General features: G+C 67.9%; 7 protein-coding genes. 3 read left to right on the plus strand and 4 right to left on the minus strand.

The annotated features are described in order from the left end of the window. Window positions 1-68: 68 nt before the first annotated feature. Complete coding sequence (locus EP7_RS07010) at window positions 69-10,853, minus strand: Ig-like domain-containing protein (protein ID WP_463527084.1); 10,785 nt, start codon at window positions 10,851-10,853, stop codon at window positions 69-71. Window positions 10,854-11,788: 935 nt separating this feature from the next. Between EP7_RS07010 and EP7_RS07015 the strand changes: the two genes are divergently transcribed. After that, window positions 11,789-12,745 carry a dihydrodipicolinate synthase family protein gene (locus tag EP7_RS07015; RefSeq protein ID WP_463527086.1) on the plus strand — a complete coding sequence of 319 codons (957 nt, stop codon included), beginning with the start codon at window positions 11,789-11,791 and terminating at the stop codon, window positions 12,743-12,745. Next, the gene (locus tag EP7_RS07020; protein WP_463527088.1) at window positions 12,742-14,031 is read left to right on the plus strand and encodes a beta/alpha barrel domain-containing protein; all 1,290 of its coding nucleotides are present in this window, start codon (window positions 12,742-12,744) and stop codon (window positions 14,029-14,031) included. The genes EP7_RS07015 and EP7_RS07020 overlap by 4 nt, the downstream gene beginning before the upstream one ends. 3 nt (window positions 14,032-14,034) lie before the next feature. Here the strand turns inward: EP7_RS07020 and EP7_RS07025 are convergent, their stop codons facing one another. Next, window positions 14,035-14,655 carry an HAD family hydrolase gene (locus EP7_RS07025; protein ID WP_463527090.1) on the minus strand — a complete coding sequence of 207 codons (621 nt, stop codon included), beginning with the start codon at window positions 14,653-14,655 and terminating at the stop codon, window positions 14,035-14,037. A gap of 147 nt (window positions 14,656-14,802) precedes the next feature. Here EP7_RS07025 and EP7_RS07030 point away from each other — a divergent pair, with 147 nt between their 5' ends. Next, the gene (locus EP7_RS07030) at window positions 14,803-15,276 is read left to right on the plus strand and encodes a molybdopterin-dependent oxidoreductase (RefSeq protein WP_463527092.1); all 474 of its coding nucleotides are present in this window, start codon (window positions 14,803-14,805) and stop codon (window positions 15,274-15,276) included. A 12-nt stretch (window positions 15,277-15,288) separates the two neighbouring features. Here EP7_RS07030 and EP7_RS07035 read toward each other — a convergent pair whose 3' ends face one another. Next, the gene (locus tag EP7_RS07035) at window positions 15,289-16,194 is read right to left on the minus strand and encodes a DUF1559 family PulG-like putative transporter (protein WP_463527094.1); all 906 of its coding nucleotides are present in this window, start codon (window positions 16,192-16,194) and stop codon (window positions 15,289-15,291) included. 123 nt (window positions 16,195-16,317) lie between these two features. Beyond that, on the minus strand, window positions 16,318-16,806 hold the full coding sequence (locus EP7_RS07040; protein WP_463527096.1) for a hypothetical protein: 489 nt from the start codon (window positions 16,804-16,806) through the stop codon (window positions 16,318-16,320). Window positions 16,807-16,836 lie beyond the last annotated feature (30 nt).

The raw sequence follows: 16,836 nt of genomic DNA on the forward strand, positions 1-16,836 counted from the left end.
GGACACAACTGGTCCCCCGGGCCTCCGGTCATTCGGTCAAAGGGTCTCGGGCCGACGGCCCTTCCGGCTCAGGAGCGGAAGGCGCGGGCCGGGCCCTTGGGGACGGCGGCCTGCCTGAGGGCCACCCGTTGTGCGGCGGCGGCCTTCGCGGCGGCGGCCTTGGCGGCACGGGCCGCCGCGGCTTTGGCGTTGGCGGCGGCACGGGCCGCGGCGGGCGAAACCTTCACCGGGGTTCTCCCGGGGGCCGGGGCGACGGGTGCCGCGGCGGCCGGGGGGGTGGCGGGGGCGACGACCGGCGCGAGGACCGGGGTCGAGATCTGCACCGCGTCGCTGAAGGCCACGTTGCCGCGGCCGTTCATCGAGTCGGTCACCGCGGCACCGTTGATCGAGGCGATCAGGGTACCGTTCTGACGCAGGTTCCCGTTCAGGTTGAACTGGACGGTGTAGGCGTTCAGCCAGGTGAGGCTGGTGGCCCGTGCGGGGTTGGCGGGGTCGACCGCGTCTCCGGCGAGGACGAGGTCGGCGGGGACGATCGATGCGGCGTCGGGGAACCCGGAGAAGGTGACCACGACGGCGTTGAGGCCGTTCCCGCTGATCATGCGGTTGTTGGCCTTGGCGGCCCCGGAGTCGGCCAGTGAGGTGCTGACAACCCGGAAGGTCGCCCCGGCGGCGATTCCGCCGGTGCCGTTGTACTCGAAGGCACCCACGTCGGCCGGCCCGGTGCCGGGGAAGCCCCGGCCCGTGATCCGGACCCGGCCCCTGGAGCGGAAGTCGTTCGCGGGGGCCTGGTTGCCCAGGGCCGCGTCGATGGCCGCCGAGCTGAGCTGGAGGTCGAAGTTCCCGTCCAGGAAGAACACGCCGGGGCCGTCGGCCGAGGGCCTCGGGTCGCGGGGTGCCACGAAGGCGGGGGCACCGGTGAAGTTGCCCAGCGAGTCGGGCGTGGCCGTCAGGATCGCCGGGTTGAACCCGTTGGTGACGTTGACCGTGTCATCGGCCGGGCTGGTCAGGTTCGGGCCGTTGTTGGAGAAGAGGTTGTTGTTCGACGTGATCTTGCCGGCGAAGTTGGCGGAGATCGCGGCGCCCGGGTGGGTGGTCCCCAGGTCCCTGTTCTGCCAGAAGATGTTGTTGACGGTCTGGGCGAGCACCGGCGAGGAGCCGAGCGCACCGACCTGGATGCCCACGGTGTTGAACGTGACCGTGTTGTTGGCCACCTGGATCGGCCGGGTCAGCGAGGTGCCGCCGCCCGCGTCGATGATGGACAGGCCGATGCCGTTGCCGACGATGCCGTTGTCCTGGACGAGCGGGGTGGCGGCGTTGGCCCCGGCCTCGGTCACCTTGATCCCGAAGCCCGAGTTCACGAAGTAGTTCTTCGTGATGAGCATGTCGGAGTTCGTGACGCTCAGGCCGATCGAGTCACCGCTCTGAATCCCCGTCGCCGGGTTGCCCAGCAGCGGAGTCGCGACGGTGAAGCCCTGGAAGGTCGTCACCAGACCCGACGTGCTGATGATGTTGGTGGCCGTCACCGAGGTGACGATGCCGGCCGCATCAGCACTGCTCAGCGGGGCCCGGATCACGGTCTCCTGGGCGTTGCCCGGGATGTAGTTGCCCGCCGAGCTCGACGGATCGACCGACATCACCGTGACGAGCGACTTGAGCGTGACCGCCTCGCCGTAGACGCCCGGCAGGACGGCCACGATGTCGCCGGCCCCCGCCGCGGTGATCGCGGCGTTGATCGACTGGAACGGGTTGGTCCGGCTGCCCTGCGACGCCGTCGGGTCGATGACGTAGCCCAGGCCGCCGACGAAGTAGCTCTTGCTGAGGGCGGGGGAGTAGACCACGATCCCGGTGGTCAGGTCGGTCCCGCCGAGGATGGCGTTGCCGGCGATGTCCGTAACCCGGTTCGTGCCCGAGCCCCGGATCGTCAGCTGGTACTGGTCATTGCGGGTGAACCCGCTGAAGCTGAAGTTGACGGTCATCTGCCCCTGCGTCGTGTGCAGGGTGTTGCCGGCGGCGTAGTAGACGCCCGCGATGCTCGCCGCGTTCAGCGGGATGATCTGATCGTTGCCGTTGCCGAAGATCCCGTCGCCACCGGAGCCGACCAGCTGGACGGTGTTGGTGTTGAACGTCGAGAGGTCCACGTTCTCGTTGAACGTGAGCGAGAAGTTCACCGAGCCACCGACCAGGGGGGCCTGGGTGTTGGGCGCGGGGGTCAGGCCGGTGATGTCCGGGCCCACCGTGTCGATGACGAACCCGGTCACGACGGAGGTCGAGAGATTCCCCGACGTGTCCTGGGCGGTGATCCTGACGGCACTGGCACCGGAGTCGTCCGACGTGCCAAGGATCCCGTCGTTGCCCACGTTGTAGGGCGAGTCGGGGAAGGGGTTGGACGTCGTGACGTTGAAGTTGCCGTTGGCGTCGGTCTGGGAGGTCCCGACGAGCTGGTAGCCCCCGGCCGGCGCGTTGTAGTACTCCAGGTAGACGGTCTGGTTCTGGAGCGGGTTGGTCGGCGGGAAGACGTCGGTGATCTGGCCGACGAACGACGGGGTGTTGTCCGCCGTGATCAGGTCGCCGACGATGTTGGTGTCGCTGGCCGGGTCGAGGATCACCGAGCCGGGGATGAACGACGGGGACGTCGTGTCCACGGTGAAGGTGAGCTGGAACGTCCCGCCGGGGAACCCGTCGCCGGAGGGCAGGGCGATCTGGTTGCCGTTGGCGTCGATGTTCTCGCCGTCGAGGGCGTTGCCCGAGCTGTCTCGGATGACCGACTGTCCGGTCCCCTTCAGCTGGATCCGGTACTCGTCGCTGGCCAGGGCCAGGCCGGCGGCCCCCACATTGATGATGAGGATCCGGGGGTTGAGCGGATCGAGCGTGACCTTGCCGCTGAGGTCGATGAAGGTGTCGAGCGGGCTGTTGCCGTTGCCGAAGATCCCGTCGCCGCCGGATGCCTGGAGGAGCACCGTCAGGTTGTTGATCGTCGTCGGGTCCAGGTTACGGTCGAAGGCGAACCGGATGACCGAGGGGTTGACGTTGATCCCGGCCACGCTGCCGACGGAGTAGAGGTCCACCGTCGTGCCGTCGGGCTTCGTCGCCTGCACGTTCTGGCCGCTGCCGGTGACGGTCTGGAACGACACCACGTGGGGCGGGAAGAGCCGGCGGTACTCGAAGGCACCGATGTCGAAGAACGGCCGGCTGCCGAACCCGGAGTTGGGGGTTCCGCCGTCGTCCTGGCGGAGGAAGCCCGCCTGGTCACGCTCGCCGGCAATCAGCACATAAGAGTACGTGCTGGGGTTGGGGGCCGAGGAGTTGGGGATATAGGTCGGTGCGACCGGGATCGCCACTCTCGAGTAGCTCGTCAGCGTGTAGCCGGGGAGGCTGACGATGTCGGAGGAGGAGAAGAAGCCGCCGAAGCCGCTGGAGCTGGCCATCTGACGGCCATTGGTGCGGTTCCCGTTGGCGTCGAAGATCGGCTGGAGCATGTTGCCGAAGAAGTTCGGCCCCAGCTCCGAGCGGCTGGCGTCGATGGCGCCCGACCCGGGCTGGAGCCGGAAGTCGCCGTTCGCCGGGTCGCGGAACTTCGGGTCGCTGAAGGAGGCACCGGCGTTCGTCGGGAACGAGCCGTCGACCCCGCGATTGGTGTAGCTCAGGTTGCTCCCGTTCTGGAAGAACAGGTTGTACTGGGCGTCGCTGTCGATGATCATCCCGACCGAGGTGATCGCCTCGGTCCGGTTGTTGGAGAAGATGTTGTTCAGGGCGAGCCAGCGAACGCTGGAGTACAGGTTGAAGCTGGTCCCCACCTGGAGCGGCTGACCCGCGGTCTGCAGTCCAGTGTCGGTGTTGTAGAAGGTGTTGTTCAGCAGGGCGACGTAGAAGGGCTGCTGCTGCGAGTCGGCCGTCGTGCTGAACTGGCCGAATGGCCCGACGGTCGTCTCGGAAACCACCCGCACGCCGATCGGCATCGTATTCAGCGTGTTGTTGACCAGGTACAGGTCGACCGGCCGGCCGCGGACGCCGGTCCTGATGAAGGCCGGATCGGTCGGGCCGGGGTTCAGGGCTGGGTTATTGGCGAGCAGGTTGAAGCCCGGGTGGGCCAGGACCCCGGTCTGGCTGAAGTTGGACAGGTTCGTGGTGGCGATCCGCACCGCCAGGGTTGACTGGGAGGCGAGGGTCGGGTCGAAATTCCCCGTGATGGGGCTGATGCCGTTCAACTGGCCCCGGAGATCGTCCGCGTTGGTGTAAGACCCGTCGGGGACGATCGGCGAGCCGTCGGTGGTGGGCGGGCCGGTGTCGATGGCGTTGCGAATCAGGCCCCCGCCCTGGAACTCGATCCGGGTCATGTAGCGGATGTCGGCGTTGTCGATGACGGTGCCGCTGGTCGGGTCGTACAGGTTGCCCGAGGTCTTCGCCAGCCCACCGACGAAGATGATCCCGCCGTCGCCGGCCGCAGCCGCCCCGGTGAACGAGGGGGCCGAGACCGACTGATCTACGCCGCGGACGGTCCGGGCGATCGAGTTGTCCCTCAGCGACGTGATGATGACCGGCACGCGAGACTGCCCGGTCGTCTCGTTGGCCGGCACGCCCAGGATGCGGATCGAGGCGTCCACGCCGGGGTCGATCAGGGAGTCGGCATCCGGGTCAATCCCGTTGTCCACGCCCACGATGAAGCCAGCACCGCCGACCACGCTGCTGGTCGAGCCGCTGACCCCGTTACCGGCCGGTGCATAATCGTTGAGCAGCTTGACGACCAGCGACTCGCCCGGCTTGCCGATGATCTCGCCGTTGGCCAGCAAGGTCCCCGGCACAGCGCTCTGCAGCGTCAGGTTGACGTTGTCCTCGAACTGGAGCGTGCCCTTGAGGATGTACGTCAGGTCGGTGGCGTCCCAGACCGACGAGACCGTCTGGTTGACTGATCCGTTGAGGGGGACGAGCTCGACGATGGTGGTCGTGTTGTCGGTGCCGGTGATGGCGCGGATGCCGTAGATCCGCATCCCGTTGTAGGTGTTCCGCTGCATCACGTTGCCGCGGAAGAACGGGTGGGCGGAGACGAGCGGGCGGAGCGGGTCGCCCGCCGCCAGGGCATTGGGCGTGGCGCCGATGCCCGCGTCCGAATTGTCGAAGAAGTCGTTGTTGGTGATCATCACCCTCGACCCGCCGCCGAAGAAGCGCTGGGACGCGAGGAAGATCACGGGCCTGAGGACGTCGGTGCTGTCGGGCGTGTTGAACGCACCGCCGCCGTAGTAATACTGGGCCTCGTCGGTGACCAGGATGGCACCGTCCAGGACGGTGATGCCACCCCAGCGGGCCGCGTACTGCACGCTGCCCGGGCTGGGCTGGAGGGCCGTGCCGCCGCCGTCGCTATCAAGCGGGGCCACGATCGTGCGACGCAGGGGCTGCCCGGTGGCGGGGTCGATGATGTTGTTGTCCACGTAGTACGTGGTGGCGACGTCATCGAAGAGCGAGGTCAGGACGGCCTTGGCCGATCCGACCTCCGCCGCACGGAAGCCGGTGTCGGTGGCGGCGAAATTCGCATTCACATCGTACTGATCGATGTAGTTGCGGTCGCCGATGTTGATCTGCGAGCCCGAGGCGATCTCGATGCCGGCACCGCGGGTGAACTTCAGCAGCGAGCCGGGCTGGACGTTGATCCTCGCGTTCAGCGAGCCGCTCTGCCCGCCAGAGGCCTCCAGGAAGTAGTTGCCCAGCTGCACGGTCGCCAGGAAGGCCAGCGGCAGCGACTCGTCGAAGACGTAAGTACGCTGGACGCCGCGATCGCGTGCATCGGCGGCGTAGTTGATCGCGTTCGACGGGCTGATGAGACCGTTGATCTCGGGGCGGACGAGGATCGCGTTGAGCGTGTTGCCCTGGAGGCTCACGCGACGGATCAGCGGCCCCCGCGAGATGTCGTCCTCGCGGAACGAGTTGAGGTCGCCCGAGATCGGGGCCTGGGTCCCGACCGTCTGGCCCGAGAAGTTGATGTTCAGGTTCGTCATCGTCGGCCGGCTGTTGAACAGCGTGACCGTGTCATACCGCGTGCCGACGGTCTGCGGGACCGTACCGCCGCCGTACAGCAGGTTGGCGAAGACGAGGCTCGACATCACGTCGTCGGCCCCCGCGGTGCTGGGCAGCACCCCGTCGACCGTGAACGAGGTGTTGCGACCCGAGTTGTTGTACTTGCGGAAGACGATGCCGCCCCAGTCGCCGCCCTGGGGCGCCGAGCTGCTACCGTCCCGGTTCGTGTCGCCCGAGATCGTGTCGTCGGCATACGACGTGAACGTCACCCGGTCGGTGCCCAGCTGGCTGCCCTGAAGCTGGAGGGCCGCCCCGTTCTGCTGCACCAGCAGGCTGGCGTTCTGCATCTTGACGGTGGTGCCCGTGGTCATGACCAGCGTGGTCATCGCGGGCACCGAGGCGCTTCCGTCGTTCAGGATCGGGTCGGAACCCGACGGGGCCTGGATGACATAAGGACGGCGGATGTTCTGGCCGCTGATGGCGTCGGTGACCAGGGAGCCGCGTTGGGCGAGGACGATGACGGGGCCGCCATTGGCCGTGACCAGGTCCCGGGCCGCGATGAACGCCGAGCGGTCGAAGTGCCCGTTGCCGTTGCGGTCCAGGCCGGTATTGAAGCCGGTCCCGAAGTTCGACGCATTGTTGTTGGGCCCCTCGGGGGCCAGCGTCGAGTACGGGCGGGCAGCCGAGCCTGTGGGGTCGTCCGACGAGTCGAACGGATTGTCGATCGCGTCGGGATTGACGAAGACGACGTTGCCGTGCGGGACGATGGTGAACCCGGTGACGAACGCACCGCCGGGGCGGCTATCGCCGGTGATCCCCGGGCGATAAAGCCCGTTGGGCTGAAGGGTGTCGTACAGCAGGGGGTTGTTCGTGTCGGACTGGGTGCCCAGGAACTCGCCGTCGAAGGTGTTGCCGAAGGCGTCCTTCAGGGCGGACGCGCCGGCGTTGGGCATGTAGATCCGGTAGTTGTCGGGCGCCAGGCCCGACGGCAGGATCACACGCAGGCGGCTGGCATAGCCCGGCTGGCCGAAGCTCGTCGAGGTCGCCACGACGTGGTCGAGGATGATCTGGACGCCGCCGACCCTGGTGAACTCGCCGCCCGTGTTGACGTTCCCGTTCACGTCGGTGGTGATGCCGAAGTTGCCGAAGTCGCCGTCGGGTGCGGTGTTCGCCGAGTCGCGAGATCCGAACACCTGGATCGAATTGGCGCTGAGCGATGCGCCGTTCAGCGGGTTGGAGAAGTCCAGGATGAACTGCGAGGGCGGGGCGGCGGCCCCATTGGGGGTTCCCCCGGTCTGCTCGAAGTAAGCCTTGGGCCCCTGGACCGTGCCGTCGGTGCTGATGGCGTAGAAGCTGTTCAGGTAAACCGGCTGGGTCTGGATGTTCAGGGTCAGGACGAAGTCTTGGATGCCCGGGGACATCGGGTCGCCGTCGAAGGAATTGCCCGCGGCGTCAGTCATCCCCACGCCGGTCGCCGGGTCATACTGCTTGATCTTGAAGACGTACAGGCCGGCGGGGAGCGAGCCGCTGTTGAAGGTCAGGTCGATCCGCCCGGTGTACGGCACCGTCGGGTTGGCCCGATTGGTCGTCGGCACGAACACGGCGCCGGTGATCACGCTACTGTAATCGACGGCGGCACCGGTGGCCGGGTCGTAGAGGAACAGCTGATAGTTGCTGACGTTGCTGACCCTGGACGGGTCGAGGGCCGGGAACGACAGCTGCGTCGGCACGAGAAGGCCGGTGCCGACGTTGGGGTCCTGCACCGTGAGCGACATCGTCGTCAGGGAGCCGATCAGCGCGCCGCCCGAGGTCGGGATGCCATTGACGAGCAGGGGCGTGGTGGGGTTGATGCTCGTCGTCGGGCTGGCGCTGTCGATCCGGAACGAGTTGTCCTGGTACGACGAGTAGCCGGCCGCATTGGGGTTGTCCTGGCCGGCGATGACCACGACCCGGACCTGGTTGTATCCGTCGGCGAGGGCCGAGGGGGCGCGGAAGCTGAACAAGCCGTTGGCGTCGGTCGTCGTCTCCATGTCGAAGGAGCCGATGTACCCGCGATTGTTGGCACCCAGGCCCAGGGTGATCGGCTGGCCGCCGTTGAGGCCGTTGAACTGGATCAGCACCCGCAGGCCCGCGACGGTGCCGGGGAAGGTGGTCGCCACCTGCCCGACGAAGGTCGGCCGGACGTCGCCGGTGTTGCCGTCGGAGGGGATCCCGCTGTCGGTGGCCAGCGTCAGGTTGACGATGACCGGCGGGGTCAGCGCGAGCGGCCCGATGTACTGGATGAATGTACCGCCGGCGACGTTGTTGCCCGAGGGGAACGTGCCGAAGAACTCGCCGTCGAGCGTATTGCCCACGACGTCCTTGACCGCGGAGGTCACCACGATCGCGTACAGGTCGGTCGGCAGCGAGAGCTGCGGCAGGGCCGACAGGTCGATCGTCACCAGGCCGGTCGCCGCGTTGGAGGTGAACTTCGCGCCGGGGGCGAGGGCCAGGTTGGTGGTGAACGAGCCGGTACCCCTGGAGGCGAACCCGATGTTGTACGGGGTCACCGTGTTCGGGTCGAGCGCCTCGCTGAACTGGACCAGGATCAGGCGGCCGACGATCTGGGTGTTGACCACCTTGGGGGCGATCGTGTCGGCCAGTGTGTAGCGGAGCGAGTAGGCGACGAGGCCCTTGCCGTCGGCGGCGACGATCGAGTTGTCCGCGAGCGAGAAGGCGTAGTTGCCGTTGGCGGTCGCACCGGCCCGTGCGTAGGTCAGCGGGAAGGAGACCTGCGTGGCATCTCCGGCGACGGGGAAGAAGGGGGTGCCGACGGTGACCGTCACGCCCGAGGGGAGCGACGTCACGATCAGGTCCGACGCGTCGAGCGTCGCGGGGTTGACGTTCTTGGAGAACTTGATGGTGATCGAGGTCGGCGCCGTCGTCACCGTCGAGTTGTTCGCCGGCGTCGTGCTGCTCACCCGGAGCTGGTCAACCTGAGCCAGCGCCGCGGAGGCATTGATGAAGCCGAAGCCCGCCTGGGGCGTCCATGAGCCCTGGGCCTGGCCGTTGAGCGGCGTGGCGGTCGCCGCGAAGGCGGCGCGGGCCTGGTCGATCGTGACGCCGGGGTTGAGCTGCTTCATCAGCGCGGCCACAGCGGCGGCGTTGGGCGCCGCGGCCGACGTGCCGAAGAAGTTGTACAGCGTGTCAACATTGCCGGGGACCACGCCCGGGGTGAACTGGCCGCCGAAGAACGACGTGTTGATCCCGTCGGTCGCGCTGATGTCCGGCTTCTGCCGGCGCTGGATCGAGGAGAGGCGGTTGCCCGTGGCGTCGAAGAGGAAGTTCGCCGGGCCGAATGAGCTGAACGATTCGTTCCGATTCGTGGCGTAATCCGGCGCGAGGTTGAACCAGGGGACGGCACCCACGCCGATCCCGTCGGCCGAGGTGGACTGCCCCGAGGTGGCCGGGTACGACGTGTCGCCGGCCGTGCCGAACTGATGCGAGACGGTGACGTCGGACCGGCTGAAATTCGAGAACCGGACGCGGCCAATCGACGGCCCCGAGATGACCTTGATCACCGCGGTGTAGGAGCCCGCGGGGATGTTCGCGACGAACTCGTCGGGCGTCTGGGTCGCCACGTTGTTGTCGGTGCCCGAGGCCGCGACCGAGCCGTCGGCGTTGAGCAGGAAGAAGTCGACGTTCGACGTCACGCCCGAGGTCGTGTAGAAGGGCTGATCGTACTGGAAGTCGATGGCGCCTCCGGCCGTGACCGTGACCGGCAGCTGCGTGGTCACGCCCGGGCCCGGATCGAAGTCCATGTAGGTGCCCGAGCCCAGGCTGCCCACGGTGGTGTTCGTGGCCCGGAAGGCACTCTCGTAGCCCTGGTCGGCCGAGTTCCCCGCGGCCGAGAAGTACAGGACGTTGTACTGGTTGCGGACGTCGGAGACGGCCTGCGAGATCACGCCGTCCTGGAAGAACGGCTGGCTGCCGTAGCCGACGTCGTCGACGATCACCTGGGCACCGGCCGCGGCCAAGGCCCGGATGTTATTGGCAAAGCCGACGGGGCCGGTGAACGCCGTCGCGAAGAAGAGCTGGGCGCCGGGGGCGAGGTCGTAGATCTCCTCGAGCATCGCCCGGCCTTCGTCCGTGCCCCCGTCGCCGGCGGCAAGGTCTTCCAGCACCGTCACGTTGCTCGGCAGGTCCCCAGTCTGCACCGAGCCGGCCAGGCCGACCAGGCCGTTGGGGTTGGTGACCAGGTTGACGCTGTCCGAGAGGACGCCGATCTTGACCCCGGCACCGGTCAGGCCGAACTGCGTCCGGGCCGTCGCCACGAGCATCGACGTGTCGGCCTGGTTGGGGGCGATCCCCTGCGTGGCGAGCTTGGGCCTGAGGATCGGCGCGACGGCCAGCACCTGCGGGGTCCTCGCCAGCGTCGGCAGGTTGGCGATCGGGATCGTCCCCTCGGCGACGTTCGTGACCGTGTCCAGCGCCCCGACGGTGAAGCCGAGGTTGGTCAGCGCCGTCAGGCCCGCCTTCATGTCGCCGTTAATCTTGACGTCGATGCCGACCCGGTTGCCCTTGATCTGGACGACCTCGGCGAGGCTCGACCGGAACTGGACCGGGAACCCGGCACCCTTGAACTCCTGGTAGACCGTGACCAGCTTCGTGCCGAGATTGGCCAGCGGCCCGTTGACCGTGTCCGCCTGATTGCCGTTCGTCGGCGTGAAGAGCGGCGTGACCGACGCGTTGCCGTCGAGCAGCCTTCGCTCTTCCAGGGCCTCGACTCGAGGGACCCCGTTGATCCGATTCCCTGAGGCGCCCTTGCGGCGGTCCTGATCTTTCCCGTCACCCTTGTAGCGAGCCATCGCGACAGACCCCCCGGTAAGCCCTTGGAATCCGACCTCCCCGGGCCCGGCCGACGTGCGGCGCCGGCCTTCGGCGGGGACGGGAAATCCTTCGTTGCGAGATAAATCGACGAGTTCAAACGCAAACCGCACCGGTCGTCGGCCGCCGGGGCTCGCTGCCCAGACGACCCTCGAGCGACTCAACCCATCCTTGAGCTGTCAACGACCAGTTTCCTTCGGCGGTCCCTGTCTCAAAATCGAGCCCCGATCGGCCGAATGGCCTCGCCCTGCGGGCGCAACCCTCCAACCCCCGAGACCCCGCCATCGCCCCGCACAGCACCCGGCCCCGACGTCACACCCTCGACAACGATGTCTCGGAAGGAAGTCGAAGAGCCCATGAGTGCGAGATTGACTGCGTGCATGCATGTCATCCTAATGACTACGACCGGTCCGTCAACAAAATTCTTTGCAAAAATCCGCGTGAGAAGTGCGTCTGAGAAGTTGTGCCAGGCGAATTCGAGGACCGGTGCGTGCCGCGGTGCGATGGCGAACCAAGACGAATGTGTCACCTGGCCAGGGGAAGTCAAACTTCGTCGGAGCACCCGTTCCCCTCTTTTTCCGAAACCGCCCGCGCCGCTCATCCGACCGGTTTTTTAGCCACCACAGGCCCTCCGGCGCCTCTCCACGCGAGAAGATCGACGTCTCGATCTTGATCCTTTCCGCCGGAATCGGGCCGCAATCGCGCGTCAGAGTCGCCGCGACCGGACCGACATCGCGAAGCGTGAAGAATTGATCATGGCGAGGAATCCGTCTCCTCGCCCGCCATGTTTCCTAAAGTCCACAGCGCACGATGGCGGGCCTGGACGGGCTCGAAACCGCGAAGGTCGGAGATCGGCCGGGTTGCATCGCATCGCCTGCCGTCGATAATGGCCGAGGCTAACCGGGGGGGCCGCAAGATGATGCTCGATGCAGACGGGCTCCGATCCAGGTTGATCGCGGCGGTCCCCGTGCCGTTCGACCGCGAGGGGCGGATCCATGCCGGGGCCCAGGCCTCGCAGGTCCGCGCGATGGCCGCCAGCCCGGCGGGGGGGGTCGCCGTCTGGGCCCACACCGGTCGCGGCCTGATGCTGACGATCGACCAGCGTGCCGAGGTCCTGACCGCCTGGAAGAGCGGCCTGGCCCCCGGCCAGCTCGTGGTCGCCGCCGCGGGCTCTCCCCCCAGGGAGCGAAATCCCGAGGTCGTCATGGCCAACTCCCTGGCGATGGCCAGGCAGGCCGCCGAACTCGGGGCCGACGCGATCCTCGTCCACCCGCCGGTTGCCTTCCGCGGCTTGCCCACTCAGGACCGGCTGATCCTGGAATATCACGCCAGGGTGGCCGAGGCCGGCCTCCCCTTGATTCTCTTCTATCTGTACGAGGCCGCCGGCGGCATCTCTTACGGGCCGACCACCTTGCTACAACTGCTGGCGAGGCCCGAGGTGCTCGGCATCAAGCTCGCCACGCTCGACAGCGTGATGACCTACCAGCAGGTCGGGGCCCTCATCCGCGAGCGTGCGCCTGAGAAGCTGCTGATCACCGGCGAGGACCGGTTCCTTGGCTACAGCCTGATGTGCGGCGCCCAGGCCGCCTTGATTGGTATGGGCGCCGCCTGCGTTGACCTCCAGCACCGGATGATGCGTGCCTACCTGGACGGGGCCGCCGCCGAATTCCTGGAGTTGAGTCGCAAGGTTGACGACCTCGCCCAGAACACCTTCATCGCCCCGATGGAAGGCTACATCCAGCGGATGCTCATCTGCCTCGTTCACGAGGGCGTCATCCCCTCCGAGGCCGCCCACGACCCTTGGGGCCCGAAGCTCCCCGCCGGCGAGAGCGACCGGATCGCGGCCTGCCTGACCCGGATCGGCCGACCTTGAACGAAACGAACCCGGGCCGCCCCCACCTCCTGCCCGCACGCCCCGACCTGCCCGCGGCCACCACCGCTCGGCTGGCCGACGACTCGGCCCGCTTCGCCCTGGAGGGCCTTCCCGCCGACCTGCCGGCTTACCTCCTGGACGCATACGGCCTGGACGTCTCGGCCCGCTACGCCGGCCTGCCGGTGTCCAACCCCTGGGGCAAGGGCTCGGGCCAGCTCTCGATGAGGGCCAGTCAAGTTCAGGACGCCGCCGACGCCGGCCTCGGCTTCGTCGTCCTGAAGACGGTCATCGCGCAGGACGCCGAAGGCCACCAGTCGATGGGAGCCTGGGCCGTCAAGGAAGCTCGGATGGTCGCCGAGCCCATCCGCGGCCGGCAGACCGGCGCCCGGGGCTGGACGGTCACCTGGAAGGGCAGGGGCTGGTGGCAGCCGTTCGACGACTATCTGGCCCTGGTGCGCGAGTCGGTCGCCATCGGCTTGGGTCGGGGGATGGTCGTCGCCCCGTCGGTCAAGTATCACCTGCCCGCCCCCGGCGAGACCTCCTGGCGTGTGGCCGAGTACCGCGACACCACCCGCGCCCTCGTTGACGCCTGCCGCGCCGCCGGCCTGACCGGCCCGATCCCGCTGGAGAAGGACTTCTCGCCGACCCTCGCGGGCTCCGACCGGGCCGGCGCCCGAGAGACCATCCTCGACTGGCTCGCCCGCGTCCCCGGCCTCATCCGCGAAGGGGCCGCCCCCGACTCCGTCCGCCTCGGCCTGAAACTCTTCAATGCCCTGGACACTGACGACTTCCAGCGCCGGATGCTCGGGGCCGTGCACGTCAGCGACGGGGCCGATTTCCTCATCTACGGCAATCGCCTGTTCGACCCCGATCGCGAATTCGACGGCAAGAAGGGGATCGCCTATGGAGGCCCCGACCTCAGCGATCGCAACCTCGCCATGCTCTCCGCTCTCAGGGCCGATCAGGCTGCCGGCCTTACCCCACCCACGCCGATCGAGATCAGCGCCACCGGCGACATCAGCTCGGGCCGCCTGGCCGTCGAATACGCCCTTCGCGGCTGCACCAGCTTTCAGCTCCACACCTTCTTTCAGCTCCCCGACGAAGCCTACACAATGAGGCAGGGGCCCAAGCTCTCCAGGGCCCTCCACCAGCTCACCTTCGACCCCCTCGACGGCTTCGTCGCCTGGCTACTCCACGCCTCAGGCCGACTGGGGACGAAGCCCCGATTCCTCGATGTCGCCGAGGTCGGTGCCCGCGCAGCCCTGACCTCGGCGGACCTTGCCTGACGGTCAGGCCGGCAGGATGCCCAGCATGGCCAGTTCCTCGACGAGGCTCGGAGTATCCCGGTAGACGATCCCCGTCAGACCGGCGGCCCGAGCCCCCTCGATGTTCTCGGTCAGGTCGTCGATGAAGACGCATTCGGCCACCGGCCGACCGGCGGCGTCGGCGCAGGCGTGATAAAAATCGGCCGATGGCTTGATATGGCCGACCTCGTAGGAGAGGACAAGGCGATCGAAGTGGGACAGGGCGTCGGCGAACTGGCTGCGGAACTGGGCCGCGTGCAGGTCGTTGGTGTTCGAGCCCAGCACCAGCGTGTATCCGGCCCGCTTCAGGTCCGCGACCAGCCCGGCGACGGGCTCATTGAGCTCGAAGATGTCGGCCCAGGCCGCGGCGAAGTCGTCGTGGGACAGGCGCAGGCCGACGAGGTTGGAGACCTCCCTGGAAAACTCGGCCGATGTCATCTTACCCGCCTCGTACCGCTTGACCAGGCCGTCGAACCCCAGTCCGTGGGCCCGCGCCAGCAGGTCGGCCCCCGAGAGGCCGATGCCCTCGCCCAGGCGTTCGGCGGCCTTCTTGTAATCGAAAAAGGCCAGGACGTTGCCGAAATCGAAGATCAGGGCGGGCTGCATCGGTCGAGGGCTCCGGGTTCCAGACATGCCGGCGATCGGGACCCACCCGGTCGCCCCTTGACCGGCGGCCGCACATGGCGTCCGATTGCCGGGGAGGGGCCGCCTTCGCGGCCGGCATCGTCCCGAGCATACCCGAGGATCGCCCCGATGTTCTCCCTCCTGCTGACCACCCTGCTCATCACCGCCGCGCCCGCCGAGGTCCGCGTCGAGCCGCTCGCCTTCGACATCAACGCCCTCAAGCAGCGCCCGCGGGTCGAGTTGAAGGTGAAGGAAGGGGATGCGACGGTCACCTATTCCGGAGTTCCGTTGGCCGTCGTCCTGGAAGGCCAGTTCAAGTCAGCCCGGCGGATGGCCGACCTGCGGGCCCTGGGCGACGCCGTCATCCTCATCCGCGGCTCAGACGGCTACCAGGCCGCCCTGGGCGCCGCCGAGGCCGCCACCGATCCCAAGGGCGAACGCTATCTCATCGCCTTCGAACGCGACGGCAAGCCGCTCGACGCGAAGCAAGGGCCCGCCAAGCTGATCATCCCGGCCGAGGCGGAGCACGTCCGATGGGTCCGGATGATCGACTCGTTGACCCTCGTCCGACTCAGCGACCTCAAGCCCACGCCCAAGTCCTGAACTCGCCTCGTCTCAGGGGGTCACGGGTGTCGCCGTCGCCGCAGGCAGGTCGTCGATCTTGGCCAGGCCCCGCCAGATCTTGGGCGAAACCCCCTGGGAATACGACCGGACGCCGCCGTCGAGCAGCAAGACGTGGACCCCGCGGACATGCCCGCTCGACGCCCCCATCTGCGCCGTCCGGCCCGATGCGGACACCAGCGAAAGAGGGGCACCGGGCTGAATCGCGTGGTTCAGGTGCGTCGAGGGCCAGCCAGGCAGCGACCAGTTGGAACCGGCGTCACCCTTCCAGGTTGCGCCGGCCGGGGCAGCCTCCAGACCTTCCGGCGGGATTTCTCCCCCGACGATCGCGTAATTCGACGGCACCGCCGTGTCCTGCCCCGACCCGAGGACCCGCTCGCCGAATGCGGCCGTGTACGACAATCCGTCGCCGGCCTCGACCTTGGCCGGCGTCAACACACGCCCTGGGGCGAAAAGCCCATCGCCGCCGTCGACCCTCGACCCGGCCACCGCCCGATAGCTCGATGGTGCGATCCTGGGCGACCCCGCGGCCCCCATCAGGGCCACCGTGTCGCTGGGGCAGATGAAGCCCGCGATGAACTTCGCCTCGCGGTGCCGGCTCGCTCCCGGCTTGGGCTTCCCCTTCGGATCAACCTCGCTGAAGTCGTCCACCCCCAGCAACGTGAGCATCGAGCCCAGCGGCGACGAGTCGGGCGCGAACGGTCCGGGGCCGAACTCGGGGGTCGTCGGCAGGGCTCCGGTCGCCGCCATGTACTGGTTCATGGCGGCCCCGATCTGCATCAGGTTGGCCTCGCAGCCGACCGACCGCGCCACCTCCCGGCGCCTCGGCAGGTCGGTCAAGATCAGGAGCCCCAGGATGCCGAGCACAAGCACCACCACGACCACTTCCGCAACGCTCACACCGCGCCGTCGTCGCCCCGGTTGCATGAACGGACCACCTTGATGGAGACCTTCGGACCTGATGAGACCGTCCACCATCCTACCGCATGATCCGGCGAGATCGCAGGGCCGAGGCTTCTCGGATCAAGCGCGATCGTCCCCCTCGGGCCATGCAACGACCTCGCCGTTTCCCCCGCTCCCCGCATTTGCCGACCGTCGCCGGTTCAGCTCGTCCTCGAGCAGTTGGAGCCGCGCCAGGCGGATGATCTCGCGGTGTCTCAGCGCATAGAATCGGGTCTCGATCCAGTCCCTCATCGCCAATCCGAGCAAGAAGAGCAGAAGCGCACCAACGCCGATCCAGATTCGCACGAAGTCGAAATTCGGGCGTCGCGGCTCGCCGGGATGGATCCGAGTGCCGACGACGACGCCCACGGCCAGGAGCAGCATCACCAACCCGCCGATCAGTCGCCGCCTGTCCTGCCTCCGGAAATACCCGTCGTCCTCGTCGGAGAGGTCGTCGAACTGGCGGCGTTCGCGGTCGCGGATCTGCCAGGCCATGAGGGCCCCGGCCGCCAGCGCGACCAACGCCCCCACGATCAGGCTGACCACGTCAGGTCGGTTGGAGAGCGGCATCTGGTCGGCCCCGAGTGGCACGCCCCGGTG

Source organism: Isosphaeraceae bacterium EP7, assembly GCA_038400315.1.
In the GTDB taxonomy this organism is placed as follows: Bacteria; Planctomycetota; Planctomycetia; order Isosphaerales; family Isosphaeraceae; genus EP7.

Excerpts from the sequence above, each read along its gene's own strand:
- EP7_RS07040 (WP_463527096.1), bottom strand. The coding sequence starts at position 16,806 with ATGCCGCTCTCCAACCGACCTGACGTGGTCAGCCTGATCGTGGGGGCG.
- EP7_RS07025 (WP_463527090.1), bottom strand. The coding sequence starts at position 14,655 with ATGCAGCCCGCCCTGATCTTCGATTTCGGCAACGTCCTGGCCTTTTTC.
- EP7_RS07010 (WP_463527084.1), bottom strand. The coding sequence starts at position 10,853 with ATGGCTCGCTACAAGGGTGACGGGAAAGATCAGGACCGCCGCAAGGGC.
- EP7_RS07015 (WP_463527086.1), top strand. The coding sequence starts at position 11,789 with ATGATGCTCGATGCAGACGGGCTCCGATCCAGGTTGATCGCGGCGGTC.
- EP7_RS07030 (WP_463527092.1), top strand. The coding sequence starts at position 14,803 with ATGTTCTCCCTCCTGCTGACCACCCTGCTCATCACCGCCGCGCCCGCC.